Raw genomic sequence first — 24,963 nt, 5'->3', positions numbered from 1 at the left:
CATTTCCAAGCTTCATCTCCTGCCGGACACGCCCTCATACTGAAGCTTCCAACCGGACTCGTTCAATGTTCGTCAATATTCGCGAAATTCAGATTGAGAAATACGATGTCATTGTCGCCGGCTCCGGCCTGGCGGCCTATGCCTTGGTGAAACGTCTTGCCCGCGGCGGCAAGTCCGCTCTCATCCTGGAGAGCGGCATGCTGGAATATGACGGCACGCTCCAGGAAGATTTCACGACGATGTTCGGTCGCGGGCATTTTGACGCCCAGTACTGGCCATTACATTGGGGTCGCATGCTTGGCGGCACCTCAGCCTTCTGGGCAGGCTGGTGCACGCCATTGACCGAACGCAATTTCCGCGACTGGCCAATCTCGCGAAAGGATCTCGATCCCTACTACCTGCTTGCTGCCGGGTATTTGCGCAGAACGGACGCGTTTCTCACCTACGACAAACCCTTTGTTCCCGGCTTTGACTATCGGCCGCTGTCCGCCGAACCGGCCCTCAATCTGAATTCCGAGCCTGACCTCCTTGAAGAGCTCTCACTGGCCGACATCGCGCTGACAACAACGCTCAAGGAATTGCATCCTTCTGACGACCGGCGCTCGATCGATGCGATCTCGATCTATACGCCGGACGGTCCGGACATGCTTGTGAAGCTGCGCGAGGGGCAGACGGTGGTGCTTGCCGCAGGCGGTGTCGGCAACGCTCAGATCCTGCTCAGTTCCTCCAGCGAGTCAGGACAAGCCGTCGGCAACGAGGAGGATCAGGTCGGGCGCTATCTGATGGAGCATCCGCATTTTTACAATTGCGCGCGCATTCTCGCATCCGCGGACCACATCCTTCCGAAACTGCCCGAGGACTTTGGCATCGCTATTCCCGCCGTCGCACCTGACGACGCGCTCTACGACCAACTTGGATCGATCGATCTGTCGATTGAACTCCTCGACAGCGACGTGGACCTCGACGATCCGGTCGAGAGGTTCCTGGTGGGCAATTTCACAACACCCCCGATCGCATACGAGTTGAACGTCCGGTCCGAAATGCCACCCGAGGCAGAAAACCGCCTCAAGGTGGCAGAGGGTCATGATCCGGCGGGTCTGCGCCGCCTCAGAGCTATCTGTTACATCGGCACAGACACGTTCCGAGCGGTGGATTCCGCCCTCGAGTTCCTCAGCGACACGCTTGTCGAAGCCGGTCCCTCCCGACTGGCTATCCGCAACGAAGAAATTGCCCGCAACGTGACCGGCGGCGGACACACGATGGGCACAACCAGAATGGGCGATTCACCGCGAACCAGCGTCGTGGACAGGGACTGCCGCGTCCATGGATACGGCAATCTGTTTGTGGCCGGGTCCTCCGTGTTCACGTCTGGCGGGTATGCCAACCCCACCCTGACACTCATGGCCCTCGCCGCGAGGCTGGGCGACAAGATTTCCGGGACCTCATGAAAAAAGCGCCTCTTTCAAGACGGGATCTTCTACTTGGCTTCACCGGCATCGCCGTCGGCGGAGCCGTGGCGACCGCGGTTGGCCTGACCTTCAGATCACAAATCAAAAAGCTGGTCGGGCTGCCGGGCACTCCGCAAGACCGGACGCTTCCCACCTATGATGACGGCTGGTTGCTCACCGAGCAGGAATGGGCTGCGTTTCAGGATGCGGACACGGCAGTGACAAGCGACATTCTCGAGGTTCGGGACAATGTCGACATTCCAGGTGGCGATTACGATGAGCTGAAGGTCAGCAGTGTCCAGGAATGCGTGACGGCCTGCGAACAGGATTCCAGCTGCAAGGCCTTTACCTACGCGCGGGCATCTCATTCTGACAGCGGCAAACGGCGGGCCTGCTGGCTGAAATCCGGATCGACCGGTACACCTGTGACCGGCGATTCCCGATATGTCTCCGGCCGCAGAGACGGATGGTAGACTGGCGCACGGTAGCGTTCCAACGGATCGTTGCCAGAAACTTCGAGCTGGAAAGCGTCTATGGCATCGCCACCCGATTTCCTGGAAGCGCCCTTGCTCATTCCCCGCCGGAGCCGAATACAAATGCGCGCAACAGCGCCTGCACGTCCTGGCGCGATTTGAGCGGGGTCAGGTTGTGATCCGCGTCGGCGATGCTGCTGACCGTCAGATTTGAATAGGCTGCCAATCCCTCACGATCGTTTCCGAACCAGAGATCCAATTCCGTCAGTCCACGATCGCCTACGCTATAAACCAGGTGCACAGGAATGCCGCGCTCCTTCAATGCGTCAAGTCGATTGAAAAGGGTCATTGACAGCCGATGATGCCTGGAGAAATTGCGCAGAACCGGCGCGAAGACCCGGTCCGACTTCGTTGCCAATGCACGCGAGAGCTTGTTGCCCGCCGAGACCGGATTGATTTCACCGGACAGAACCCGTTTGACCGTCTCCCGATCGAATATCTTGCGGCTGTAGGTCTCGAGCGTCTGGATCGGCTCGCGGATCGCCTGATCAACGTCCTCGTCCGGATCCCAAACGAGACGGCGGGGGTTGATCAGGAAGGCGCCGTTCACACGCTCGTCCCGCGCCGCCGCCAGCAGCGTCAGATAGGCACCGCTGCAGCGCCCCGCCAGGATGATCCGCTCAGCCTTCATGTGACTTTGCAACCAATCGATGGCCGCCCGGACGTCGTCCACCTGCCGGTCCGAGTAGAGCACCTGAGGCGGTTGATCCGGCCAATATCGGCTTTCTCCGATGCCGGCGAGGTCCATGCGCAGAACAGCTGCCCCATCAGCAGCCAATGCCCTTGAGAAACCGACGGTCATACGAGCCCAGCCAATGGCATGATCATAGCCGGAATTCAGAAACAGGACGGCGGTGTCAGGCGTGCCGTTGTGCGGCCGCGTCAGCGCCCCAAAAAACATGTCACCGGGGCCGAACCGTACCAGGTCTTCACGATACCCCGGGTCCGACAAAGGCCCGGTCGGGATGCGGCAGGCGGCCGTAGGGGCCATTTTTTCCTCGGAAGGGAAAGTGCCCCTCACCCATTCGACAATTCGATCGAGCGTTGCCTCCGGCGCGATCGACAGGGTCGGATCGGACACGTAGTCGACATAGCCCTCGAACTCCATACGGTCGGCCGGAACATCTGATGCCGCCAAATGCTGTGCAAGCTTGTCATCGCCCGGATGGTCTTTGCGTTCCAGCAACAGAGTCGGGACCTTGGCCGGCATTTTCATCTTGAAAAGATTGAGTGCCTTGATTTCTTCAGATGTCGCGCTGGAGAGCACGAAGCCTCCTGCCATCAACCCGCCTTCCGGCCCGTCCGACGCGCTGACCAGGAAAGTTGGCTGGGTCATGGCGGTCCAGGCAGCCAGCTCGCGCAGATAAGCGCGGCCCTGTGCGACGGGGGCAAGTAGCACCAGTCCCGCCACCGGCTCGCTTTGTGCCAGATCGGCGGCAAGGCTTGCGCCGATACCTTGCCCGACGACAACAATGCGGTCGGCGCCGCTGTGTTGCCGGAGCTCCGCCAAGGCACTCGTGACGGCACCGCGCCAGGCGTTGCTGTGATTCAGTTCAGATGGATTTCCTTGCGAATGCCCGGTCGCCGGATAGTCGAAACGCAGGCAAGGATAGCCGGACGCGGCCAGTTTTTCGCCCAGCATCCGGTAGCTCTTGCGCGAACACAGCTCCTCATAGCCCCAGGGGCTCAGCAACAAGATGGCCGTGCGTCCGCCGGCAGGGTGAAAATATCCGGCAAGCCCGTCAAAGAAATACGGGTGTGCAGGGCTCGATTTTTCACCGGGCGCCGTTTCGAATTGGTTGTCGATCACTTGTTGGTCCATTTCTGAACGCGTGCTCCGGCTACCCATGCGTTCGTCGTTGCCCCGGACAAAACAGCTCTATCTTCCCCGGACCTGCCGCACCAATCTTAATAATGCGGCAGGGGTCTTCGTTGCATTACAAAGCACAGTCCGTCTCAAGACAGTCTTAACCCGCGTTCGGAGCAAAGATGAAATGACCAGAGCATCCGTTGCCATCGCCAGTATCGGCCGAGAGACCCTGCTCGACACGCTTCGGTCGGTCGCAGCGGTCCGGCTGCCCGAGGAGATGGTTCTGGATGTCCTGATTGCCGACGATTCCAGCGACGGCGACGCGACGAAGCTTGTTGCCGCGCACCCAATCAAGAACCTTCAGGTCACCTGTCTGACCGTCGCCAGCGGCAATATCTCGACGGCGCGCAACGCGCTCATCGATGCGGCCGAAGGTGACTGGCTGATCTTTGTCGATGACGACGAATGGGTGGAACCGAACTGGCTGGAGAAGCTGTTTCTCTGTCAGAAAGAGTTCGAGGCCGACGTGGTGATCGGGCCGGTGCATCCGGTTTATCCCGACGGCACCCCGGCCTGGCTGCAAGAAGCCAACCCCCTTTACAGCGACTGGGGCTCACGCGGCAAACGGCTCTATACCGGGCGCGGTGGCAACACCCTGGTCAGGGTCGACCTTATCCGCTCGCTTCAGCTTCGCTTCGATGAAGCCTATGGCCGGACAGGCGGTGAAGATACGATCTTTTTCGGCCAGGCCGCCGAGAGAGGCGCCCGAATCTTTGCCACCGATGATGCAATCGCCCGCGAACACGTCCCTTCGGATCGATTGTCCGTGAATTACATCCTGAGCCGAGCCGTCCGCTCGGGTCAATCTTATGGTCAGATGCGGCTGACGCGTCATCCAGATCCCGTCTGGCACATCTTTTTCGCGTTGGCGGCGCTCACCAAATGCGCAGCGGCGGGTTTGCTTGCCGTTGGGTTGCGGATATTCAACCGTCCGCGGTCCTTTCGCATGCGGCAGAAGCTTGCGCTCAACACGGGCAAGCTGCGTGCGGTGCTCAGCTTGCCCTTGGCAGAGCTTTACAAAAAAACGGAATAGCTTCCCTAAATCCGGTAACGGACCCGCCTGGCCATCGCATAGAGCGAACTGCGGATTTTCTGTTTCATGGCAAGCCGAGGTTCGACATCCCGGTCCGGATCGAATTTGTCGGTCACAGACCAACGTGGGCAAAACCAGGCCTGATCATAGGCGAGACCTGAGGTGCTGGTGTAAATCCGGCTGTAGCCTGCCGTCCTCAGCAGATGTAGCACCCGTCGGTCAAACGCTCCAAAAGGGATAGCCGCTTCCGTAACCGCTGTCCCGACGGTGTCTTCGATTCTCCGCCGCGCATCCACCAGCTCGTGCTGAATGCCAACCGCATCCAGTTTGCGCCAATCGACGTGATCGTGGCCGTGACTGCCTATTGTGGACCCCGCTGCAAGGATCTGCCGCATCTGATCCGCGCTCAGATAACCCTTTGTGCCGATCCGTCCTGCCAGCACAAAGAACCGCCCAGATCTGCCAGCCTCCACCAATGCCGGCAAACCAATGGTGAAATCGGACAGGTTGCCGTCGTCAAAGGTGACCTCCAGGCGCACACTGTGCCGCTGTTCCAATTCCCCCAAACGGCCAATGGTCCGACGGTAGGTCTCTGCCGAGACAAAAAAACGTTGTTCATCTGAGGCAATCGCGACTGCAGGCGTTCCAATGCCATGAAATGTGAGAAATTGGGTCCTGGCAAACATGCGCTGCGCTACCTTTGTCAGTTGCGACCGGTCTAGCAGACACGATCCGTACTTGATTCCGTCGGATCATAAACGGCAATACCTTGAAAAAAACATCACCGGGTCAGAATGTTAACCGATGCAATGATATGGGTCGCAAACTCATGCTACGCACCCGCCCTTTTCTCAGACAGATGAGCCAACAAACCCGATGCCGAGTCCTGTGATGCCGATCCACATCCCAGCCGAGAGGCCAGACTGTGCGTGACGAGACAGAGCAGCACCCGCGCAAACCGTCCGGCATGATCGAAAAAATTCGCGAGGTCAGCGCCCAGCCGGTAGTGCGCAATACTGTCTTTTACGGCATCAATTTCGGTCTGCAGATCCTCACCCAGTTCGGCTTCTTCGCACTGATCAGCCGTGCGCTCGGTCCGGGCGGCTACGGCATTTTTGCCAGCGTGTCGGCCATTGCCCTGATGGTCAGCGTCTTTGTCGGCCTGGGCAGCGACCACTTGCTAATCCAGAGACTGGCGGTCGACAAGGATGCTTTTGCACGCTATTTCGGCCGCGCGCTTGCCATGATGCTGATGACTTTCGTGCCGGCAATCGTGTTTGCCTTCGGCGTATTCTACTTCCTCGACACGGGGACCTTCAGCTTTTTCGGGTTGCTGTGCATCCTGGCGGCGGAGTGTATTTTCCGGAAAATCTCGTTTCTGTGCTCGGCAACCTATATGGCGCATGACCGGGCCGGAAAGCAGTTTGCGGTCGACAATGCCATCATGATCCTCAGGTTCCTGGCAGTCGCGGCGCTCACGCTGACGGCCGACACGGTTGATCTGGATACCTGGGCGATGTGGTATGTCTGTGCCAGCCTGCTGGCCTCGGGCGTCTCGCTGATGATGGTGTTGAAAGACTACGGTCTGCCCCGGCCCGTCTTTTCCGGTTTCGAGTTCAGGCAGGGCTTTCTGCTCAGCCTCGAGTTCACCTCCGTGTCCGGCATACGCGACCTCGACAAGCCGGTCGTGGTGCAACTGCTTGGCCCTGTCCAGGCCGGTATCTATACCGCCGCCTTCCGAATCATCGATGCGGCTACGACACCGATCAAGGCCGCGCTATACGCCACCTATACCCGCTATTTCCGCCATGCCGACAAGGGCGCCGAACACGGCATTGCCTTCGGACTGCGCGTTCTGCCGGTGATTTCGGGACTGGGAATTGCCGTTGCCGTCTTCATCATCCTCATAGCCGGCTACGTGCCTTTCCTGCTTGGCAGCGAATATGAGCCGGCGATCGGGCTCATCCGCCTGCTTGCAGCTTATCCGCTGTTGCTCGGCGCAGCGGGTATCGGCGCGGACATCATGCGCTCCATCGGCATGCAAGGAACTCGGGTGATCCTCGTGTTCCTGTCGAATTTCGTCATTGTCGGCGTGGTCTGGGTCGGCTGTGACCTTGGTGGCCTGGAAGGGGCCGTGCTGTCACGCATGGCGCTGCAGGCATGCATCGTTGCGCTGACCTGGGGGCTGATCGGGCGCAAGAGGTCACAGGTCAGCGCGAAACCCAGCAGCCCCGGCACCCCATAGTCTCCGGGGACCAGGTTCTCAGGAGACTTTCAGCCGCGCGCTCCAATAGGCAATGAAATCCTTCAACCGCCTCTTGATGCGCCTGTGGCGCGCATGCTGCTGGCGAGCCTCCGACATGTCAAACAGACTGTCGTTGATGTCATAGTCGCCGCGTTGTCCGTCCGGGATATCCCCTTGCTCGATCCGTTCGATCAAGTCGGGAAGCGCGGCGTGAAGCGCCGGAAAATGGAACGGCGGATGCAGTGAATACATGCCGTCCCCTGCCCCCTCGAAACACATGTTGCCAAGCTTGTGTCTCTGCAGGGTCAGGCTCAGCACCTGTTCCGCGCTGAGTGCCTTGATCGGATTGCCGAGCAGCTTGCCGCGCAAGCGATAGGTCAATGGCGGCGTGTCTAGGTGCAGCGTGCCGACCAGCGCCTTGAAGCGCTTCATGTCCATGAGAAAGACACGCGTGCTGACAAAGTGGAAGCGATAGGCCAGACGGCCGTCGACAGTGTCCTCGTCAAAGGCGTGATCGGCACCCTCATGTTTTCCCTTCAGACCGCCGGGATCGGGCGGCCCGGGCAACGGGCTGGTGAAGAGCAGGTCTTCGCGCTGCTGCAGCAAGGCGATGGATTCCTCCACCCAGGTCTGGCTCTGGCCACCGAACAGCATGTCGGCATCCATATGCAGCACATAGTCGCTGTCCGCATCCAGAATACCCTGGAAGTAGCAATAGAACGGGCCACCGTCCCAGGCCTTGTCCGGCATTTCCTCCGAGCCGAGGAAATATTTCGACACCTTGGCCTTTTCCGCCGCGCTATAATCCACTTCGTGAAAGGAGAGGTTCTCGTAGCGGTCTTCGAGAATGGGGTAGAGCCCGCGGAAGGTCTCCAGGCTGTGCATGTACCGATTGGCTTTCGGGTCACCCTTGTAGCGGCCGGACTGAGGCGGCCGCACGTCGACGGTGACGATGGTCCTGTCCACCTGAGACCCGAAAGTGCGCATCTTGTGGTCCAGAGTCGCTTCAAAATGCGGCAGATCCAGCGGATAGGTGTTGATCTGCATGGTGACCCGAGATGGTCCCTTCGACGGAAATGTCATGTCAGCTTGGTTCCCGGTCACTTGATTCAGTCGGTTTGAAACTGGCCTGACCGCGCAGGTTCAGGGCTCGCAGCACACCTGCCGGCGCGGTCGACGGCTCGCAACACAGGCTGCGCTTCAGCCCGATTTGTTTAGCAATCCCGGGTGCCAGGTGGAAGCCGTTGTCCTCTGGCTGAAATCCGGGAATGGACAAGGACACCGATTGCAGAAACCGCCGCGCGGCCAGACACAACAGCCAGCCGCCAGCCGCGTCCGGCCTGAGCTCGATATCGGGCAGGTCGAAATGCATCGGCGACAGGCCGCTCCCGGTCAGGTGATAGGCGTCCGCGATCAGGTCTCCGCTTCCCTGGTCTCTCAGCTCGACCACCGTGACATCATGGGACAACGGACCGAAGCGATAGGCATAGGTGACGTCGAAAAAGGCGCCGATCAGCTCAACAGCATTCAGCGTCCGGGCGCTGTGCGGCGCAAGCGCCAGATCAATCTTGCCAGACACCACCGGCACCTGGCCATCGCGCAGGCAGGTCAGCGACAGCGTGACCGCTCTCTCCTCGGGACCGTCATTAAGAACATGAACGGCAAGGCCGTTGGTGCCCTCGTCGGTGAGAGCCAACTGAAGCGGCCGGAAAGCGCGTTTGAGCGCATAATAAGCCGGTTTGGACTGGCCGCCGGCATCGATCACGCCCCAGCCCGCCCCCGGCGCCAGGTCCTGGAAGGTCCAGACCAGAGCGCCCTGGCAGGGCGATCCCGGCCGGCGCCATTCGGCAAAGGTCTTTTCCATGACCTCGCCCGTTACCGCCCGCCCAAGATCCAGATAGCGGTCCGGATCGCCATAGCGCAGGTCTGCGGGCTCAACGTCATAGAGCGTTTTCAGATAGTGATCGCGCACGTCCTCGAAGTCCCAGCCCGCACCGCGGTCGCGCGGCACCCGTGCTTTCCAACGCGGGTCATGGACCGGCTTGACCGGCAGGTGTTCATCAAGACTTTGCCGATCGGGAATATTGGAAAAGGCCAGGCATTCACCCGCGAACCGGACCTCCGCCCTGCGGGCGTCTTCCAGCGGTCTCAGGTAGGCGCCGACGCCGTAATAATGGGCAATGCCTTCATTGGGCGAGAACGGCAGCACACCGCCAGAGGGCGAATTCGGAGCATAGGGTACGTCCGGCCTCAGGTCCGTTGCCAGAGCCGGCAGGATTTCCTCGCAAAGCGGTCCCTTCCAGCGCTCCTCGGGGAGGCCCATCATGGCGCCCTGCTGGTAGATCTCGCTGCCACCGCACAGAACGGCCAGCGACGGGCAGCCCATGGAGATCGCGAGCTGGTCGCGGATTTCGGCCTCGACTTCCGCAACAAAGGCCTCGTCCTTGACGGGGTAGTCGTAATTGGCGAATTGGAAGTCCTGCCAGACGAGCAACCCGAGTTCGTCACAAAGCTCGAAAAAGGCCCTTGTCTCATAGAGCATGGTGCCGCCGATGCGCAGCATGTTCATGCCGGCGTCGCGGGCGGCTTCAAGCAGCGGCCGGTAGATCTCGGCGTCTCCAGACAGCCCCAGAAGATCGGCACTGGTCCAGACCGCGCCGCGGCAGAAGACAGGGACGCCATTGACCTTGAGGCCAAAGCCCTTGCCGTCTTCGCCCGCATCCGTCTCCAGCCGGCGGAAGCCGGTCCTGCCGAGACAAAACTGGTCGCCACCGGCGTCGATGGTCACCTCGTAAAGCGCCGCTGTGCCATGCGTGTGCGGCATCCACGGCGTCACGGTGCCCGGACGCAACGTCGCGGCGAAGGAACCATCCTCCTGCAAGGCCATTTCCGCAGAGGTGCCGGCACAGGACAGGACGGGCACGGCGCCGATATTTTCGAGCCGGACCGAAACGCTCAAGGACGCACTGCCGTCCGGCGCCAAATCGGCAAGAATGGTCTTTTCTGAAATCCGCGGACGGTCCGCCGGTTCGATCCGGATCGGCCGGTAGGGACCGACCGCATGAATTTCCGGACACCAGCCGGGCATGTGACCGAGCAGGGTCGTGCGGATCAGGCGCAACCCTTGCGAGGTGGCCAGCTGCGGTTTCCAGCGGGCGCGCGATCCCTTGGCATTCAGATGCGGTGCCAGGGCGCGGAAACAGAGTTTCAGAACGTTGTTGCCCTGAAGCTCGACCGGTCTCTCGTGGCGCCGGAACATGTTGCGGCTGTCGAGCACCAGGACATCGTTCAGATAGACTTCGGCAATGGTCGCGAGGCCGTCGAGACACAGGCGATAGGCTCCAGGTTCGGCCTCGAACCAGCCCTCGTACCAGACGTCCTTGTCATGCAGCGGGGTGGGCGCGTCCGGATCGAACCGGCCCGCCTCGGCAAGCGCACCGGCAACGGTTCCGGGCACGGCCGCCGGCACGAAGTCCCATTGATGCCCCGTGACCAGCGGTGAGCCGAAAGCGCCTGCTTCGGTTACCGACAGCGTCCAGTTTATTCCGGACAGATCGATCATCCGGACCCTTTCAATTTGGTCAGGCAAGGCGAAACCTTGTTCTTTGCCTGACGTTCAATCCAATTTCCCGACAGACCAGGTGGCCGCCCCATGTCGTCATCCTGAGGAGGGCTGCAAGCCCGTCTCGAAGGATCTGCAACAAGCTCCCTGACGAGTGGCCCATCCTTCGAGACGGACCTGAAGGTCCTCCTCAGGATGACGCTTTGGGTGAAGCGTCGGTTGTTGATCCTTGCAAATGCAGGTCATGCCCCGGCGGCGCTGACGACGGGGGCAAAGCGGGGCTTCTGATCCTGACCGTAATGGCGATCCAAAAGCTGCATCAGGTTGTCCCAGGCCTCGACGGCCGGGTTCAGGCCCTCATCCAGGCCCTGGAACTTCTTGCGCATCACCGCACGGGCGAGCTTGAACTGGACCATCTTGCACGTCGACGAGATGGTCTTGGCCAGGTCCACGCCTTCAGCAAGCTCTGAACGCCCCTGTCCTGCGAGCCAGTCCAGATAGGCGGAGAACAGCTCGAAATTCGCGCCGAGCTGGCGCAGCGTGTTGAAGGCGTAAAGGTGGAAGAAGCCGAAGTCGCGTTCGCTGACCTTTTCCACCTGAGCCGGGAACACGCTTGCGAAAGCCGCGATCGGGTTGTCGGCGGGGCGGCGCTTGAGGTGATGGCGCAGCAGGTCTTCGGACACCGAGAGAATATGCTCTGGCGTCGGCAGAACCTCCGGAAACTTCACGAATTCGGTATAGGGCAGGAACGGCAAAGGCTGCGCATGCGCTCCGCGCTGGAAGATGCCGTCGAAATCGTCACCTTCCAGACGGTGCAGGCCAAGGCCATGGAAATATTCCATGGTGCGTGCCTCGAAATCCATCCGGTTGACCGCGATCGTGGTCTTGCCATGGGCCTCGTGATAACCGACGCCCTGCGTGTCCGGCAGGAAATAGCTGTCGACCTCGACCAGGGAAACCCGGCCCCGCCCGATCTGCTGCTGGACGTGGGTCTCGACCCGGTCATAAATCGCCAGCTCCGTGACCTTCAGCCCGTAGAGCGCTTCCAGGTCCTCCAGCGGCACCTTGAAGAAGGTGAACTGGTCGCCCTCGAAATCCTGGGTGACCGAATAGGCAAGACAGGCTTCCGGCGGCAGGCCGAGGGACGGCAGCAGCTCGATCCAGACGTCGAGATAACAATTGGTTTCCGGCCAGTCCCGCTCCTGGGAATGGAGCGGGCTGCGCACGTAGCTGGCCGCGCTGAGGCGGTCGAAGACGGCTTCAGTCATCAAGCGTTTTCCCTCAGCCCCAAAGCGTCGCGCGGACGCCGTCCGGCCATTTCGAGGTGTCGAAACCATGATGCCGGAACAGGGCGAGCGCCAGCCGCTCCAGGCCAAAGCCGACGCAGGCGGTGTGAGCGGGTTCGCCGTCGGCCTGGCGGATGTTCCAGGCCTTGCCGAAATTGTCCATGTGGTAGTTGAAGCTCATGCAGGCCGTCGGATTTTCCTCCGACGTGATCGGCACCAGCATCTCGAACTTCAGTTCCTGTTCCCTCTGGCCGGACGCCATGATCTTGCCGGCCCGGCCGAAAAACGGATCGTTGGCGACGTCGACATGATGGGGCAGTTCCAGGCGCTTCATCATGTCCTGGCCACGCTCTTTCCAGGTTTCCCGGAAGGCCATGGTCTGCTCGGCGGAGCCGACCCGGACATATTCGCGCTGGCGGAACATCTGCATCCGGGCAGGGTCCTTGGAGGGCTCATGCCGGAAGCAGTAGGACTGCAGGGCGACATAGGCGCCATCGGCGGGAAGCTGTCCGCGCCGCGACAGGATCGGGTAGAGCGGATAGCAGGCGGCCGGCGTCAGCGCCACCTGGGTTGGTTTCTGATGTTCCGACCAGTCGTCACCGGCGGCCATGCATTGCAGCAGGCCCATATGGTCGTGATCGTTGCCGCAAAAGGCGTGGACGGTACCGGCCAGCTGCGGAAAACTCTTCATGTAGCCGCTGGTTTCGAAGTCCTGCATCGTCATGCCCGGCGGGAACACCATGGCTTCGGAAATCTCGTCCTGGCCATAGGTCAGGGCGAATTTTTCAAAGCGGGCGATGACGTCCTCAAATTCGCCGCTGCGGGCATAGAGCCCGTCCACGCCGCTGTCATGCAAAACGCCTTCATTGAACAACTGATCGAGAAAGGAAACCTGCGCGTCCATCATCACCCCAAAAGGCTCGTGTCTTGCTTGTTGACCAAAAGCATTGTCGACGTATTGCCGAGGATCCGGTCGTTGGAAATCATCAGCTGTGCCGAATGGGCGTCGCGCAGATGGCGGCCGAGACTGAACGGCGTGCCGTTCTTGTATCCGGCGATTCCGCAGATCAGCATGCAGTGATTGATGATCTCGAGGATGGTCTGCGAGGTGCCGATCTTGATGTTGTTCATGGCCACCGAAAAGCTCATCGCGTTCAGCGCATCGCTGTCGCCCTTGCAGCCTTCGAACTGTTTCAGGCCAGCGACCACATTGGCCTTGACCAGCTGCAACAGGCTGGAGGCTTCCGCCAGACGCAGCGCGCCAGGGGGCACCTGGCCGGGCGACTTGCGCGCGGCTGCCTTCACGAAGCTCTGGGCGCGGGCAACGGCGTCCGCGGCAATGCCATACCACAGCGAACCCCACAGGAGGTGCGAGACGGCAAGCATGGACTGCGCGGCGATTTCGGCAAACGGACGCGGCAGGATCTGTTCGGCCGGCGCTTCGGCCTTGAAGATGTAGCCGTCGGAACAGGTGCCGCGCATGCCGAGCGTATCCCATTTGCTGGTCTGCTCGAGCGTATACTGGTCCTTCAGGAAGATCGTAGCGACCTGATCGGAATGGGCTGCGTCCGGATGGCGGCGCGAGGTCACCATGATGGCATCCGCATTGGCGCCATAGGAAATCACGGTGGCATCCTTGGTAAGCCGCGCGGTGTCGCCGTCAACCTCGATTGCGCAAAGCGAATTGCGCAGATTGCCGCCGATGCCGGCCTCGCTGGTGGCGGAGGCGATCAGCAGCTGCTCGGCACAGATCCGGCGCTGAAACGCCTCGTGCCAGGCGCTGCCAACGGCATAATCGGCCAAGCTGGCGATCTGGATCTGGTGCATGGCGTAGGTCATCGCGGTGGCTGCACAGGCCTGGCCGAGGATGGCGCAGACATCGGCAACCTCGGTCAGACTGGCGCCTTCTCCTCCGAATTCCGGGCGGATCATGATGCCCATCAGACGTTCGGATTTCAGGGCCTCCATGCCTTCGGCCGGGAACCTGCCTTCGACATCGACCCGATCGGCAAACTCAGTGGCGGCCTTGGCCGCGCGTTTCGCGCGCTCGGCCAGGCCCAGCGCCGTGATCTTGGCTGCAGCGGTCATGGATCAGGCTGCCTGGTCTTCGAGGATCTCGGTCAGAGCCGCTTCGATTGCCTCGACGGAGGAAAAGGATTTGCGGTTCAGGAGATGTTCCGGGAACTCGATGTCGAACTCCTCTTCCAGAGCCAGCATCACCTGCACAGACGCGAAGGAGGACAGGCCCGTGTCGTAGAGATCGGCGCCGTCGGCGACGTCTTCGATCGAGACAGGCAGGTTGCCGTGTTTTGCCAGGAGGGTCCGAATGGTCTGTTTCATAATAGTCCTTGCCACTGTCTTTCGGTTCGCCGGGAACCTGTGCCTATGTTCCGAAGCGTCATTTAGTGCAAAAAAGAATAAACTGCACTTAAAGGGCATGGTAAAAAATTACAAAAGAAGCAGGATTAAAATTTCTTAAGTTAATCTTTCTTTAATCATTGAAACTCGGAAGGCTTCAACTTCAACCAAAAGGTAGAGTTACGCGCCGGCACGCCTCATATCATGCGGCTTAGGACACCGTCACGGCGAATGAGACCGTGATAGAGTGCCGCTCCGATGTGCATCAGGACAGCCGCGGTGAAAAGCAGGCCCAGAACCAGATGGATCTGGAACAGCTGTTCGGACAACACGCGGTCCTTGGCGATGATTTCCGGCATGGTGAACAGGCCAAAGACCGAGATCTTCGCACCATAGGCGGATGTCGCCAACCAGCCGAGGAACGGATTGACCAGCAAAAAGCCATAGAGGAAGACATGTGTGGCCTTGGCGGCAAATTTCTGCCAGCCGGGCATGCTGTCCGGAAGAGGCGCGGGCGGGTGCGTGAGCCGGTAGGCAAGACGCAGAACGGTCAGGACCATCAGCACGATACCGACCGAGCGGTGGAAGTCGAACAGCTGGTTCTGAAGACTGCCGCCGCCGATGCGGATCATGATCAGACCGGCAGGCACCATGGTCAGCACCATGAGCGCCGTCAACCAATGGATCGACCGAGCAATCAGGCTATAGCGTTCGTTGACGTCCGCCATGCGCGCCTCTCCTCTCCCGAAGGCCACTATCCTAGGCAGGCTCGGCAAATTGAACAAGCCTGCAAGCCACTTCAAGCGGGTGGCAGCGCAACAAAATCGATGTGACCGACACTCATGGAGAGCTTCCCGGAGCGGATCATGGCCTCCCGGTCACGCCACCAGTCCAGCAAAGTGTCCTCGGGCAGCTTCAGCTCCCGCCCGACCCGAAGCCAACCTCCGAGGAACTCCATCAGGAAACCGGAGGACCCCGGCGTGATCTCCCAGTCGGAGTGACCCTGCACGACACGGCAGCCTTTGGCTTCAAAAAGGGATATCGCCGTTTGTGCCGCCTCGGGTCCCAGGGCCGGTCCAAACCCCTTGTCGGTGCGCTGATGCCGGTTGAGCGCCGTCAACAGCGTCTCGTCCATCGGATGCGCGGGCTCGAAGTTCGTGCGGCCATCATAGGTAAGGCTCGCGAGAAACGGCTTTTGCGCGGACACCACATGCCCGGCCAGCCGCTCCAGAAACGGAGCCGACACAAGATCCAGAAAGGCGGACGTCGTCACTGCGTCGACATCGTCGAACGGCAACTGTTCCAGATCCGTTTGAAGATCGATCCGGCGGCACGCGATCACACCGGGCCAGCGCTTCTGAGCAATCGCCAGCAACGCCGGATCATAGTCGGTCAACTGCCAGTCCGCTGCCCGGCCGAGGCGCGACGTGAGGGCTGCGACCGTCGACCCGGCGCCGCTGGCAAGATCCAGGATGCGGACGGGACCCTCAGGCAACGCGTCGAAGAATACCATTTCCGCGTCGCTGTTGCGCGCTGCCAAATCGAGCGGTTCGCGCAAGGCGAGCCAGTCGGACGAAAACCCGCTCATTTCCCGGCCCCTTTCAGTATTTCGGCAAAACCGGCCGCTGCGCCCTGCCAGTTCGGCAAGCCTTGCGCGGCTACTCTCGCTGCTTTTTCGAATTTTGCCCGTTCCTGCGGATGACAGATCAGCCGCTCCAGGGCCTTACGCAGAGCCCCGACATTTTCAGTACCGCAATAAAGCGCGGCCCCTTCCGGAAGGGTGTCGCGCACCGCGCCGCCGCCGCTGCCGATCACCGGCAGACCATGGGCCAGCGCCTCGGTATAGGCCATGCCGTATCCCTCATAGCGGCTAGCCAGAACAAACACATGCGCCGCGCGGTAGAACTCCGGCAGACGCTCCGCCGGAACGGCGCCGTGAAACGTCACCCTGGCCCCCAGTCCGAGATCGGACACCTGTTTCAGCAAGGTCTCGTAACAGGCCGGATCGGCGTCCAGCCCGCCGACAATGTCGAGGCGCCAGCCGGCATCCGGTCCGTCCAGTTCTGCCAGGGCCTCGAACAGCAGGTCATAGCCCTTGCGCGGCACGATCGTGCCCACAGATAGCAGCTTGACCAACTCGCCTGACGAACGCGGATAGGGTTCCGGCTTGTCTGTACCGGGCAGGATCGTGGAGATCCGACCGCTCGGAACGTCAAACAGCTCCCGCACCTGCGCGGCAGTGGCCGGGCTGGTCACGATCACATGCCGAACATGTTGCAAGGCTGCCTGCTCGCTTCTGAACAGTGCGCTTGCCGAGCCTTCGTCGAGACCGTTTTCCTTGCACAAGGGGTGATGGACAAGCGCGATCAGACGGAGACGGTCGCCGTGGGCAGCCGCGGCCTCTCCCAAAACGCCATAGGCCAGCCCGTCCACAACGACAAGCGCGTCATCCGGCAGCGCCGCAAGCCGGTCGCCGGCGGCGGTCATCGTTCCGGCATTCGGAAAAGGAAACCCGTCGCCGAGCGGCACCAGCTCCACCCGCCAGCCGAGGGCGCGCAACCCGTCGAGGATGCGCCGGTCGTAGCCGTACCCGCCGGTGGGCGTGTCCAGATCGCCCGGATAGGCAAAATAGAAGCAGGGCATCGGCCGATCAGATCGCCGCTTCATACCAGGCGCGCGCCACATGACTTTCGGAGATCGTCACGCGGATGGCGGCCAGCTCCGGGCCGGGCCGGCCCAGCCGGTTGTCCCGGGCCGCCTGAGCCAGGTGATCGTGGACATGTTTGGTCAGGAACTCGGTCGTGGTGTTGATGCCGGAAAATTCGGGAACTTCATCGAGGTTCTTGTAATTGAGCGACTCGAGCACTTCCTTCAGGGCTTGGTGCGCCCGGCCGATATCGATGACAACCCCGTTGGCATCCAGGCTCTCGGCCAGGAAGGCCGCGTCGATGACAAAGGTGGCGCCATGCAGGGCCTGGGCCGGACCGAACAGGTCCCCCTTGAAGGAATGGGCAATCATCACGTGGTCGCGTACTTCAACTGCAAACATGCTTATCGTCCTGAAATAACTGGGTCTTCGATGGGTCGTTCAGAGATGTCAGTGGCTTTCCGGTTCATAGACGACCACGGCCGCCAAGACATCTGACGCTTTGTTCAACACTTCGGGAAGGCGCTGCGGCAGGTCGGCAAAAGGCAGGCGATGGCTGATCAGACGATCCAGTGCGGGATCGCAGAGCAGGGTCATTGCCGTTTCCAGGCGCCGGCGGTAGCTCCAGCGCGCCTGCCGCTCGACCGGAATGGTTCCGACCTGGCTGGACACCAGCTTGAGACGGCGGCAATGGAAATCGGCGCCGAGCGGCACCTGGACCTCATTGGCCCCATACCAGCTCATCTCGACGACGGAGGTACCGTCGCCGGCGCATTGCAGCGCGGTGGCGAGCCCTGCGGACGTCGCGCTGGCATGAAAGACAAGATCCTGGTCGCGCGGTGCGTCCTCCGGCAGGGCAAAACCAAGCCCCAAAGCTTCCGCTACGGCAGAACGACCGGGATATCGATCGACCAGCGTCACTTTTGATCCAGGCAGCCGCCCGGCAACGTATGCGGTCAAAAGGCCGACGACACCACCGCCGACCACGCAGATGTGATCCCCAGGTGATGGTTTTCCGTCCCATAAAGCGTTAAGTGCCGTTTCCATATTGGCCGCCAGAACAGCACGTTCGGCCGGTACACCGTCCGGAAGCGGAACGCAGGCATCTGACGGGAGAGTAAAGACGCTTTGATGCGGATAGAGCGAAAAAACGATACGACCGGCAAGTCCGGGGTCGCCCTCCAGGACCTCGCCGACATTGGCGTAACCGTATTTGACGGGAAACGGGAAGTCGCCGGCCTGAAAGGGCGCGCGCATCCGCTGCCATTCGCTCATCGGAACCTCTCCCCGGAACACAAGCCCTTCGGTGCCGCGGCTGATGCCGCTGAAAAGCGAGCGGACAAGGACCTCGCCGGCCTTAACGCCGGCGACCGCCGCCTGCTCCAACCCGCATTGCTCGGGGCCCGTGTACCACAGTGCCCTGGAATTGCCTGTGTCGCACGTCACCGGTGTGTCCGCGGTCATGCTTTATCCTCTCCGGTCATCAACCCTGGCTCCGTCAATCTTAGGACATTTTGACATGCGCACTATTGCGATGACCGCCGCGATTGGAAGTCACAAAAATGTTTCGAGTCTTCGACATGACTGCTTTTAAAGGATCGATCGCCTCCATGACCGCCCGACGCGTCCTCTTTTTTGCCCTCCTCGCCGTCAGCTTCGTCGGCCTCGGCGCCTTGATGACCGTGACGCTGTCACCCGGCGGATACACACCGCTGGATCTGTTCATCCTGGCCTGTTTCCTGATCACGCTGCCCTGGACGATCATCGGTTTCTGGAACGCCGTGATCGGACTTCTGGTCATGCGGCTTGCCAAAAACCCGGTCGATGCCGTCTGCCCGATCGAGCACGGCAACGCTGACCGGCGGCTGACCAGCTCCACGGCGCTTCTGTCCTGCGTCCGGAACGAAGACGCCGCGTCCCTTGAGGCCAATCTGAGTGCGATGGTGGCGCAGCTCATTCGCGCGGACGAGGCCCGACATTTCACGCTCTATGTCCTCAGCGACACAGACATGAACGACATCGCGCTGCAAGAACAGCAGATGACGGCACGGCTCACGGAGCGTTTCGCCGGGCAGATGGAAGTCATCTATCGCCGCCGCAGCAACAACAGAGGCTTCAAGGCCGGCAATATCGAGGATTTCTGCGACCGTTGGGGTGACCGGCACGACTTCGCGCTGGTGCTGGATGCGGACAGCTACATGTCCGCGGAGGCGATCACGGGCCTGGTGCGGCGCATGGAAGCCAATCCGAAGGTGGGCATCCTGCAGAGCCTCGTCGTCGGCCTGCCGACGGACAGCGCCTTTGCCCGTGTCTTCCAGTTCGGCATGCGTCTCGGTATGCGCTCCTACACAATCGGCAGCGCCTGGTGGCAGGGCGATTGCGGTCCCTATTGGGGGCACAACGCGATCTTGAGGATCCAGCCCTTCAAGGAGCATTGCCGCCTGCCGGAACTGCCGGGCAAAGGTCCCTTGTCAGGCACCATTCTGTCGCATGACCAGGTGGAAGCCGTGCTGATGCGCCGGGCGGGCTTTGAAGTTCGCGTGCTGCCGCTGGAAACGGGCAGCTACGAGGCCAATCCACCACATCTGCTGGAGTTCATCCGCCGGGACCTGCGCTGGTGCCAGGGCAATCTGCAATACCGCCGCCTGCTCGGCCTGCCCGGCCTGAAACCGATCAGCCGTGCCCAGCTGGTGCTGGCCATCCTGATGTTCCTGGGCTCGCCGGCCTGGATCGGTTTCATGACCGCCGCCGCCATTCTCGGCATGGTCACCGACTACATGCCTTACCGGGCCGACACGGGCGCAGCGCTGTTCTTCACCGTTCTGACCATGGTGTTCGCGCCGAAACTTGCGACCGTCGCGGATGTGCTGGCGCGCAAGGATCTGCGCCGTGCCTTTGGCGGCCCGGTGCGCGTTCTTCTCAGCGTCGGCGCGGAAATCGTCTATGCCGCCATGCTGGCGCCGATCATGGCGGTCGCCCACACCCTTTTCATGGGCGGACTGCTGTTCGGCAAGTCCATCGGCTGGGGCGCCCAGGCGCGCGGCGTCCAGCGTTTGCCGGTGCTTTTGACCTTGCAAAAGCTGTGGCCCCAGACCCTGTTCGGGCTTGCCGGTCTGGCGTGGCTGTCAGGCCAGGACCTTGCCCTGGTGTGGCCGGTCATCCCGGTGGCCATTGGTCCGCTTCTGGCCACGATCATCGCGATCGGAACCTCCACGCCGACCCTCGGCAGGATCGCCGTCCGCTCGACCCTGTGGCGCATACCGGAAGAAACCACGCCGCCGGAAGAGCTGCAGGCCCTGCATTTGCCCGCCCTCACCAAGGGAACGGCCCCGATGGCCACGCAGTCCGATCTCGGTCAAGGCGACGCCAAGCCGGTCGAAGCTTAAGAAAAACTGTCCCGAAAACGCGAAAAGACCGGCCCTTGGCCGGTCTTTTTTCATGCCGCTACAACTGAATCGATTAAGCTGCGTTGGACGAGGTCAACGGCTGGGTCAGGAGATCGTAGATTTCCTGCTTGTCGGAAGACCCGCGCAGGCCTTTCGTAACCGAGCCGTCGCGCAGCTGGCGCGCAATCCGGGCAAGGGCCTTGAGATGGTCGGCGCCCGCGCCTTCCGGCGCCAGCAGCAGAAACACCAGATCGACCGGTTCATCGTCGAGCGAATCGAAATCGACCGGCTTGTCCAGCTTCGCAAACAGACCGACGAGCCGGTCCAGGCGCGTCAGCTTGCCGTGAGGAATGGCAATACCGTGGCCCACACCCGTGGAGCCCAGGCGCTCGCGTTGCAGGAGCGTGTCGAAAATTTCCCGCTCCGAAAGGCCGGTCAGCTCCGCTGCCTTGCCTGCAAGTTCCTGGATTGCCTGTTTCTTGCTTTTGGCCTTCAGGCCGGCAATCACTGCGTCTTTACCCAGAAGATCACTAAGATCCATCAGTTCGCCTACTCGTTTCGGAAACCGGCTTCCCCATGGAAGCCGGTCCCGTCCGCATCACTATTCGGCGGCCACAGTGGCCACCAGTGCTGGGTCAATCCAGCCTATATTGCCATCGGATCTGCGATAAACAACATTGACACCGCCATTTGCCGCGTTTTTGAACATGACAACCGGCGCTTCGGTCAGATCCAGCTCCATGACCGCCATTCCGACGGTCATCGTTTTAACTTTCGCGGAAGTCTCGGCAATGACGAGCGGATTGAAATCCGCCGGCACTTCCTCGTCTTCCTCCGGTGAAGCCAGCACGTAAGACGCTGCTTCCATGGCTTCCCGGTCGGCCCCGTTGTGGCCGTGATGATCCTTCAGCTTGCGCTTATAGCGCCGCAACCGTTTTTCGATCTTGTCAGCAGCCTGATCGAAGCTGTTGCGCGGGTCCTGATCCTGCGCGGACACTTGAAGCACAATTCCAGTGTCCAGGTGCAGGCTGCATTCCGATTTGAAACCGGTGCCCTCCCTGCTCAGCGTAACGTGGCCTGTAAATCCGCCTGCGAAATATTTTTCCAGAGCGTCTTCGATTCGGTCTGTGATGTGTTCGCGCATTGCATCGCCAACATCAACATTCTTACCCGAAATCCGCAAAGCCATGGGGACCTCTTCTTTTTCTATTGACCGCGGGTCACCGGCGAGCGCCGGCGCTGAAACGCGAAACGTTTCAAGCCTACAGAATGGACCAGTCAGCGCCGAAGCGCCATCCCCTGATTACGTCACGAGGGCGGTGCTATAATTGCGCCGGATCAAAGAGTCAATTGATTATGAAATATCGTAACAATGTTCAGAAACCACCGTGTAATTCCAAGGTATTGTTTCGGTGGAAATCTCTGAAACTTTGGGAAAGTTGCGTCTGACCCCTGGCGACGCGGTGCAACTTGCGCCTACAAACGGCTGTTTTTCTCCCGCCGCCGCTGCACCGACGAGCCGATTTTCATGGCTTCGCGGTATTTCGCCACTGTTCTCCGGGCGATATCGATGCCGTCATCCTTCAGAATTTTGACAAGCGTGTCATCCGACAGGATGGCCTTGGGGTCCTCGGCATCGATCATCTGCTTGATCCTGTGCCGGACGGATTCCGCCGAATGGGCGTCGCCGCCGACGGTTGCCGAGATGGCCGAGGAGAAGAAATATTTGAGCTCGTAAATGCCGCGCGGCGTGGCCATGAACTTGTTCGAGGTCACCCGGCTGACAGTTGATTCATGCATGCCGATGGCCTCGGCGACCGTCTTTAGGTTGAGCGGACGCAAATGGGCGATGCCGTAGGTCAGAAAGCCGTCCTGCTGACGAACGATTTCCGTCGACACTTTCAGGATCGTCTTGGCGCGCTGGTCGAGGCTCTTGGCCAGCCAGTTGGCGGTCTGAAGCGAGTCGGTCAGGTATTCCTTTTCCGTCTCGTTGCGTGCGGTCTTGATGACCTTGGCAAAATAGGTCTGGTTGACCAGCACCTTCGGCAAGGTGTCGGAATTCAGTTCTATCGCCCAGGTGCCGTCATTGGCTGGCCGCACAAACACATCCGGCACGACGGGCTGCACCAGGGACGAGCCGAAAACGCTGCCGGGCTTGGGGTCGAGCGCCCGGATTTCGGCGATCATGTCGATCAGGTCTTCATCGTCGACACCGCAGACCTTGCGCAGCGCGTTCAGGTCGCGTTTCGCCAGCAGCTCGAGATTGTCGATCAACGCTTCCATGGCCGGGTCGTACCGGTTCTTGTCGATCAGCTGCAGCTTCAGGCATTCCGCGAGATCGCGCGCGAACACGCCGGCCGGTTCGAAGGTCTGCAAGACGGCCAGAACGCTTTCGACGCGCTCCAGCTCTACACCAAGGAGTTCCGCGGTCTCGCCGAGGTCGAGATAGAGATAGCCGTTTTCATCCAGCGAATTGATCAGGTGCCCGGCGATCATCTTGTCCGCTTCATCGTTCAGCGCCAGATGCATCTGCTCTTCCAGAGAATTCACCAGCGAGGCTTCATCGGCGACAAAGGCCTCCAGATTGTAGTCCTCGGACGCACCGCCGCTGGAGACGTTCTTGTAACTGTCGCCGGCCTTCAGGATGGCGGGATCGGGCGAAGCCGGCACCCCGGGCTCATCCGGGAAGACATTGCCGAGATCGGTGTCCATGCGCGAGGCGATGGCCTCCGACCCGGTCTCCAGATCGTTCTGCATCCAGTCGCCGGAGCCCGGCTCGTCGGTGCTGCCGGATTGTGGCTCCGCTGCTTCAGCGAAGGCTTCCGCCTGGTTGTCCGCGCCATTGCCGCTTTCCGGCGCCGCGTCGGAGGCGTCGCTCTTTTCCAGCAGTGGATTGCGTTCCAGCTCGGCTTCGACGTAAGAGACCAGATCGAGATTGGACATCTGCAGGAGCTTGATCGCCTGCATCAATTGCGGCGTCATCACCAGCGACTGGCTCTGCCGCATCTCCAGTTTTGTTGAAATGGCCATCTGACTCTTAGGTGCCCGCTTTACCCAGTTGGTCTGCTTCTTGCTTATTTGTTGCAGACCGAGTGTATAGCTTAGAGCCTAACCTGTCATCAGAGGGTAAACTGTTCACCCAGATAAAGCCGGCGCACATCCGGATTGGTGACGATTTCCTGCGGCAGACCTTCGGTCAGAACCTCACCCGCCGCAATGATATAGGCACGGTCGATCAGACCGAGGGTCTCGCGGACATTGTGATCGGTGATCAACACGCCGATGCCGCGCTGGGTCAGGTGCCGCACAAGCTGCTGGATGTCGCCGACGGCAATGGGATCGATGCCGGCAAAGGGTTCGTCAAGCAGCATGAAGGACGGCCGGCTGGCCAGAGCACGGGCGATTTCTACGCGCCGGCGCTCACCGCCGGACAGCGCGATGCTTGGCGATTTGCGCAGGTGTGTGAGACCGAATTCGGCCAGGAGCTCGTCGAGTTCCTCGCGGCGTTTCTGGCGGTTCGGCTCGATCACCTCGAGAACCGCACGGATGTTTTCCTCGACCGTGAGGCCGCGGAAGATCGAGGCTTCCTGGGGCAGATAACCGATGCCGAGACGGGCGCGCCGGTACATGGGCATGCGGGTGATGTTGAAGCCTTCCAGGGAGATCTGGCCCTGGTCAGGCCGGATCAGGCCGGTGATCATGTAGAAGGTCGTGGTCTTGCCGGCGCCGTTCGGTCCGAGCAATCCGACGGCTTCCCCGGGCTTCACGGTCAAGGAGACATATTTCACCACCTGACGGCGGCCATAGGTCTTGCCGATGCCGTCCACGACCAGGGCCTGGCTCAGGTCTTCCGCCGCATAGGCGGAACCCGGCATGCTTCCCTGCAAATCGTTATCGTCCGGGGGAATTCTGTTCACTGATGCGTTGTCCATGCATTCGTTGTCGCGGCTTCACATAAGGTCTGCGGGCCAGAGTGTCGAGTCGGAGCCCGCAAACAAACTTATACCAGCCGCAATTAATTTCCGTCCTGCACGCTGTTGGGCTGGATGCGAACCTTGACCCGGCCGCTGCCACCGCCCTGCCCGGAGACGTTGCCGCTGCCGGCGGAAAGATTCGCCTGGCCGGTCTTCAGGTTGACGGTGAGCTTGTTGCCGACAACCACATTCGGCCCCTGGCTCAGCACCACTTCCTTGCCGGTCATGACCATGACTTCTCGGGTCATATCGAAACTGGCGGCATCGCCGCGCGCGGTCTGGTCCTTGGAGGTGATATAGACGCCGCCGGCTGCTTCCAGGCGGGAGATGCGCTGCTGAACCGCGCTGTCCTTGGACTGCTCGGCGCCGGAGCCGATATAGAACACCTTGAGACGCTGGGTTTTCAGGCTGGTTTCGCCCTGGGTTACAACCACGTTGCCGACAAAGGTCGCGGTGGAGTTGTTGTCCTCGACCCTGAGCTCGCTGGCTTCGATGTCGATCGGTTCGCCGTCATTGGAGCCGAAGCCGGCGAAGGCATCGGAAAAGGTCTGGGCCTGCGCCGCCCCCGCGAACAGGACCGCTGCTGCCGATGCAATCATCAAGCGTTTGAAAAATGTCATT

Annotated in this window: 23 protein-coding genes; 5 read left to right on the top strand and 18 right to left on the bottom strand. The window is 60.9% G+C overall.

Translation table 11 applies throughout. From position 1 onward, the window contains the following. Positions 1–65 precede the first annotated feature (65 nt). On the top strand, positions 66–1,448 hold the full coding sequence (locus M0H32_RS25635) for a GMC oxidoreductase (protein ID WP_248159235.1): 1,383 nt from the start codon (positions 66–68) through the stop codon (positions 1,446–1,448). Beyond that, entirely contained in the window at positions 1,445–1,921 is a 477-nt protein-coding gene (locus M0H32_RS25630) for a PAN domain-containing protein (RefSeq protein WP_248159231.1), read from the top strand. The genes M0H32_RS25635 and M0H32_RS25630 overlap by 4 nt, the downstream gene beginning before the upstream one ends. A gap of 97 nt (positions 1,922–2,018) precedes the next feature. Here the strand turns inward: M0H32_RS25630 and M0H32_RS25625 are convergent, their stop codons facing one another. Then, the gene (locus M0H32_RS25625) at positions 2,019–3,791 is read right to left on the bottom strand and encodes an alpha/beta hydrolase family protein (RefSeq protein WP_248159229.1); all 1,773 of its coding nucleotides are present in this window, start codon (positions 3,789–3,791) and stop codon (positions 2,019–2,021) included. A 37-nt stretch (positions 3,792–3,828) separates the two neighbouring features. On the opposite strand from M0H32_RS25625, the gene M0H32_RS25620 reads away from it, so the two are divergent. Continuing rightward, entirely contained in the window at positions 3,829–4,884 is a 1,056-nt protein-coding gene (locus tag M0H32_RS25620) for a glycosyltransferase family 2 protein (protein WP_248159227.1), read from the top strand. A 5-nt stretch (positions 4,885–4,889) separates the two neighbouring features. Here the strand turns inward: M0H32_RS25620 and M0H32_RS25615 are convergent, their stop codons facing one another. Continuing rightward, positions 4,890–5,570 carry a polysaccharide deacetylase family protein gene (locus M0H32_RS25615; RefSeq protein ID WP_248159225.1) on the bottom strand — a complete coding sequence of 227 codons (681 nt, stop codon included), beginning with the start codon at positions 5,568–5,570 and terminating at the stop codon, positions 4,890–4,892. Between the two features lie 239 nt (positions 5,571–5,809). On the opposite strand from M0H32_RS25615, the gene M0H32_RS25610 reads away from it, so the two are divergent. After that, positions 5,810–7,129 (top strand): lipopolysaccharide biosynthesis protein, encoded by a 1,320-nt coding sequence (locus tag M0H32_RS25610; RefSeq protein WP_248159223.1) that lies wholly within the window; start codon positions 5,810–5,812, stop codon positions 7,127–7,129. Between the two features lie 18 nt (positions 7,130–7,147). Here M0H32_RS25610 and M0H32_RS25605 read toward each other — a convergent pair whose 3' ends face one another. The 11 genes from M0H32_RS25605 to M0H32_RS25555 form a co-directional block, all read right to left on the bottom strand. After that, entirely contained in the window at positions 7,148–8,212 is a 1,065-nt protein-coding gene (locus tag M0H32_RS25605) for a glycosyltransferase family 2 protein (protein ID WP_248159221.1), read from the bottom strand. 1 nt (position 8,213) lies between these two features. Next, positions 8,214–10,691 carry a glycoside hydrolase family 2 protein gene (locus M0H32_RS25600; protein ID WP_248159219.1) on the bottom strand — a complete coding sequence of 826 codons (2,478 nt, stop codon included), beginning with the start codon at positions 10,689–10,691 and terminating at the stop codon, positions 8,214–8,216. Positions 10,692–10,933: 242 nt separating this feature from the next. After that, entirely contained in the window at positions 10,934–11,959 is a 1,026-nt protein-coding gene (locus tag M0H32_RS25595) for a DUF1839 family protein (RefSeq protein WP_248159217.1), read from the bottom strand. A gap of 13 nt (positions 11,960–11,972) precedes the next feature. After that, complete coding sequence (locus M0H32_RS25590; protein ID WP_248159294.1) at positions 11,973–12,881, bottom strand: amino acid--[acyl-carrier-protein] ligase; 909 nt, start codon at positions 12,879–12,881, stop codon at positions 11,973–11,975. Positions 12,882–12,883: 2 nt separating this feature from the next. Beyond that, the gene (locus tag M0H32_RS25585; RefSeq protein WP_248159216.1) at positions 12,884–14,065 is read right to left on the bottom strand and encodes an acyl-CoA dehydrogenase family protein; all 1,182 of its coding nucleotides are present in this window, start codon (positions 14,063–14,065) and stop codon (positions 12,884–12,886) included. Between the two features lie 3 nt (positions 14,066–14,068). Beyond that, entirely contained in the window at positions 14,069–14,317 is a 249-nt protein-coding gene (locus M0H32_RS25580) for an acyl carrier protein (RefSeq protein ID WP_248159214.1), read from the bottom strand. A 215-nt stretch (positions 14,318–14,532) separates the two neighbouring features. Further along, positions 14,533–15,063, bottom strand: a complete 531-nt coding sequence (locus M0H32_RS25575) for a cytochrome b (protein ID WP_248159212.1) — start codon at positions 15,061–15,063, stop codon at positions 14,533–14,535. Between the two features lie 71 nt (positions 15,064–15,134). Beyond that, on the bottom strand, positions 15,135–15,923 hold the full coding sequence (locus M0H32_RS25570) for a class I SAM-dependent methyltransferase (protein ID WP_248159210.1): 789 nt from the start codon (positions 15,921–15,923) through the stop codon (positions 15,135–15,137). Then, positions 15,920–16,978: a glycosyltransferase family 4 protein gene (locus tag M0H32_RS25565; RefSeq protein ID WP_248159208.1), complete on the bottom strand. Its 1,059-nt coding sequence runs from the start codon at positions 16,976–16,978 to the stop codon at positions 15,920–15,922. Before M0H32_RS25565 ends, M0H32_RS25570 begins: the two co-directional genes overlap by 4 nt. Positions 16,979–16,985: 7 nt before the next feature. Then, positions 16,986–17,384: a 6-pyruvoyl trahydropterin synthase family protein gene (locus M0H32_RS25560; protein ID WP_248159206.1), complete on the bottom strand. Its 399-nt coding sequence runs from the start codon at positions 17,382–17,384 to the stop codon at positions 16,986–16,988. Positions 17,385–17,432: 48 nt separating this feature from the next. Next, the gene (locus M0H32_RS25555) at positions 17,433–18,446 is read right to left on the bottom strand and encodes a zinc-dependent alcohol dehydrogenase (RefSeq protein WP_248159205.1); all 1,014 of its coding nucleotides are present in this window, start codon (positions 18,444–18,446) and stop codon (positions 17,433–17,435) included. A gap of 146 nt (positions 18,447–18,592) precedes the next feature. Here M0H32_RS25555 and mdoH point away from each other — a divergent pair, with 146 nt between their 5' ends. After that, a complete protein-coding gene (gene mdoH, locus M0H32_RS25550) occupies positions 18,593–20,368 on the top strand; it encodes a glucans biosynthesis glucosyltransferase MdoH (protein WP_248159204.1) in 1,776 nt (591 codons plus the stop codon). 73 nt (positions 20,369–20,441) lie between these two features. Here the strand turns inward: mdoH and ptsN are convergent, their stop codons facing one another. The 5 genes from ptsN to M0H32_RS25525 form a co-directional block, all read right to left on the bottom strand. Beyond that, a complete protein-coding gene (ptsN, locus tag M0H32_RS25545; protein ID WP_248159203.1) occupies positions 20,442–20,909 on the bottom strand; it encodes a PTS IIA-like nitrogen regulatory protein PtsN in 468 nt (155 codons plus the stop codon). A gap of 60 nt (positions 20,910–20,969) precedes the next feature. Beyond that, the gene (gene hpf, locus M0H32_RS25540) at positions 20,970–21,557 is read right to left on the bottom strand and encodes a ribosome hibernation-promoting factor, HPF/YfiA family (RefSeq protein WP_248159202.1); all 588 of its coding nucleotides are present in this window, start codon (positions 21,555–21,557) and stop codon (positions 20,970–20,972) included. Between the two features lie 287 nt (positions 21,558–21,844). After that, on the bottom strand, positions 21,845–23,398 hold the full coding sequence (gene rpoN, locus M0H32_RS25535; RefSeq protein ID WP_248159201.1) for an RNA polymerase factor sigma-54: 1,554 nt from the start codon (positions 23,396–23,398) through the stop codon (positions 21,845–21,847). Between the two features lie 89 nt (positions 23,399–23,487). Then, positions 23,488–24,243: an LPS export ABC transporter ATP-binding protein gene (lptB, locus tag M0H32_RS25530; protein WP_248159200.1), complete on the bottom strand. Its 756-nt coding sequence runs from the start codon at positions 24,241–24,243 to the stop codon at positions 23,488–23,490. Positions 24,244–24,383: 140 nt separating this feature from the next. Continuing rightward, on the bottom strand, positions 24,384–24,962 hold the full coding sequence (locus M0H32_RS25525; protein WP_248159199.1) for an LptA/OstA family protein: 579 nt from the start codon (positions 24,960–24,962) through the stop codon (positions 24,384–24,386). Position 24,963 lies beyond the last annotated feature (1 nt).

The organism is Roseibium sediminicola, assembly GCF_023156505.1.
Lineage (GTDB): Bacteria > Pseudomonadota > Alphaproteobacteria > Rhizobiales > Stappiaceae > Roseibium > Roseibium sediminicola.
This window is presented reverse-complemented; position numbering and strand designations above follow the sequence as displayed.

Excerpts from the sequence above, each read along its gene's own strand:
- M0H32_RS25635 (WP_248159235.1), top strand. The coding sequence starts at position 66 with ATGTTCGTCAATATTCGCGAAATTCAGATTGAGAAATACGATGTCATT.
- M0H32_RS25630 (WP_248159231.1), top strand. The coding sequence starts at position 1,445 with ATGAAAAAAGCGCCTCTTTCAAGACGGGATCTTCTACTTGGCTTCACC.
- M0H32_RS25620 (WP_248159227.1), top strand. The coding sequence starts at position 3,829 with ATGCGTTCGTCGTTGCCCCGGACAAAACAGCTCTATCTTCCCCGGACC.
- M0H32_RS25615 (WP_248159225.1), bottom strand. The coding sequence starts at position 5,570 with ATGTTTGCCAGGACCCAATTTCTCACATTTCATGGCATTGGAACGCCT.
- M0H32_RS25605 (WP_248159221.1), bottom strand. The coding sequence starts at position 8,212 with ATGACATTTCCGTCGAAGGGACCATCTCGGGTCACCATGCAGATCAAC.
- M0H32_RS25600 (WP_248159219.1), bottom strand. The coding sequence starts at position 10,691 with ATGATCGATCTGTCCGGAATAAACTGGACGCTGTCGGTAACCGAAGCA.
- M0H32_RS25595 (WP_248159217.1), bottom strand. The coding sequence starts at position 11,959 with ATGACTGAAGCCGTCTTCGACCGCCTCAGCGCGGCCAGCTACGTGCGC.
- M0H32_RS25590 (WP_248159294.1), bottom strand. The coding sequence starts at position 12,881 with ATGGACGCGCAGGTTTCCTTTCTCGATCAGTTGTTCAATGAAGGCGTT.
- M0H32_RS25585 (WP_248159216.1), bottom strand. The coding sequence starts at position 14,065 with ATGACCGCTGCAGCCAAGATCACGGCGCTGGGCCTGGCCGAGCGCGCG.
- M0H32_RS25580 (WP_248159214.1), bottom strand. The coding sequence starts at position 14,317 with ATGAAACAGACCATTCGGACCCTCCTGGCAAAACACGGCAACCTGCCT.
- M0H32_RS25575 (WP_248159212.1), bottom strand. The coding sequence starts at position 15,063 with ATGGCGGACGTCAACGAACGCTATAGCCTGATTGCTCGGTCGATCCAT.
- M0H32_RS25570 (WP_248159210.1), bottom strand. The coding sequence starts at position 15,923 with ATGAGCGGGTTTTCGTCCGACTGGCTCGCCTTGCGCGAACCGCTCGAT.
- M0H32_RS25565 (WP_248159208.1), bottom strand. The coding sequence starts at position 16,978 with ATGCCCTGCTTCTATTTTGCCTATCCGGGCGATCTGGACACGCCCACC.
- M0H32_RS25560 (WP_248159206.1), bottom strand. The coding sequence starts at position 17,384 with ATGTTTGCAGTTGAAGTACGCGACCACGTGATGATTGCCCATTCCTTC.
- M0H32_RS25555 (WP_248159205.1), bottom strand. The coding sequence starts at position 18,446 with ATGACCGCGGACACACCGGTGACGTGCGACACAGGCAATTCCAGGGCA.
- mdoH (WP_248159204.1), top strand. The coding sequence starts at position 18,593 with ATGACCGCCCGACGCGTCCTCTTTTTTGCCCTCCTCGCCGTCAGCTTC.
- ptsN (WP_248159203.1), bottom strand. The coding sequence starts at position 20,909 with ATGGATCTTAGTGATCTTCTGGGTAAAGACGCAGTGATTGCCGGCCTG.
- hpf (WP_248159202.1), bottom strand. The coding sequence starts at position 21,557 with ATGGCTTTGCGGATTTCGGGTAAGAATGTTGATGTTGGCGATGCAATG.
- rpoN (WP_248159201.1), bottom strand. The coding sequence starts at position 23,398 with ATGGCCATTTCAACAAAACTGGAGATGCGGCAGAGCCAGTCGCTGGTG.
- lptB (WP_248159200.1), bottom strand. The coding sequence starts at position 24,243 with ATGCCGGGTTCCGCCTATGCGGCGGAAGACCTGAGCCAGGCCCTGGTC.
- M0H32_RS25525 (WP_248159199.1), bottom strand. The coding sequence starts at position 24,962 with ATGACATTTTTCAAACGCTTGATGATTGCATCGGCAGCAGCGGTCCTG.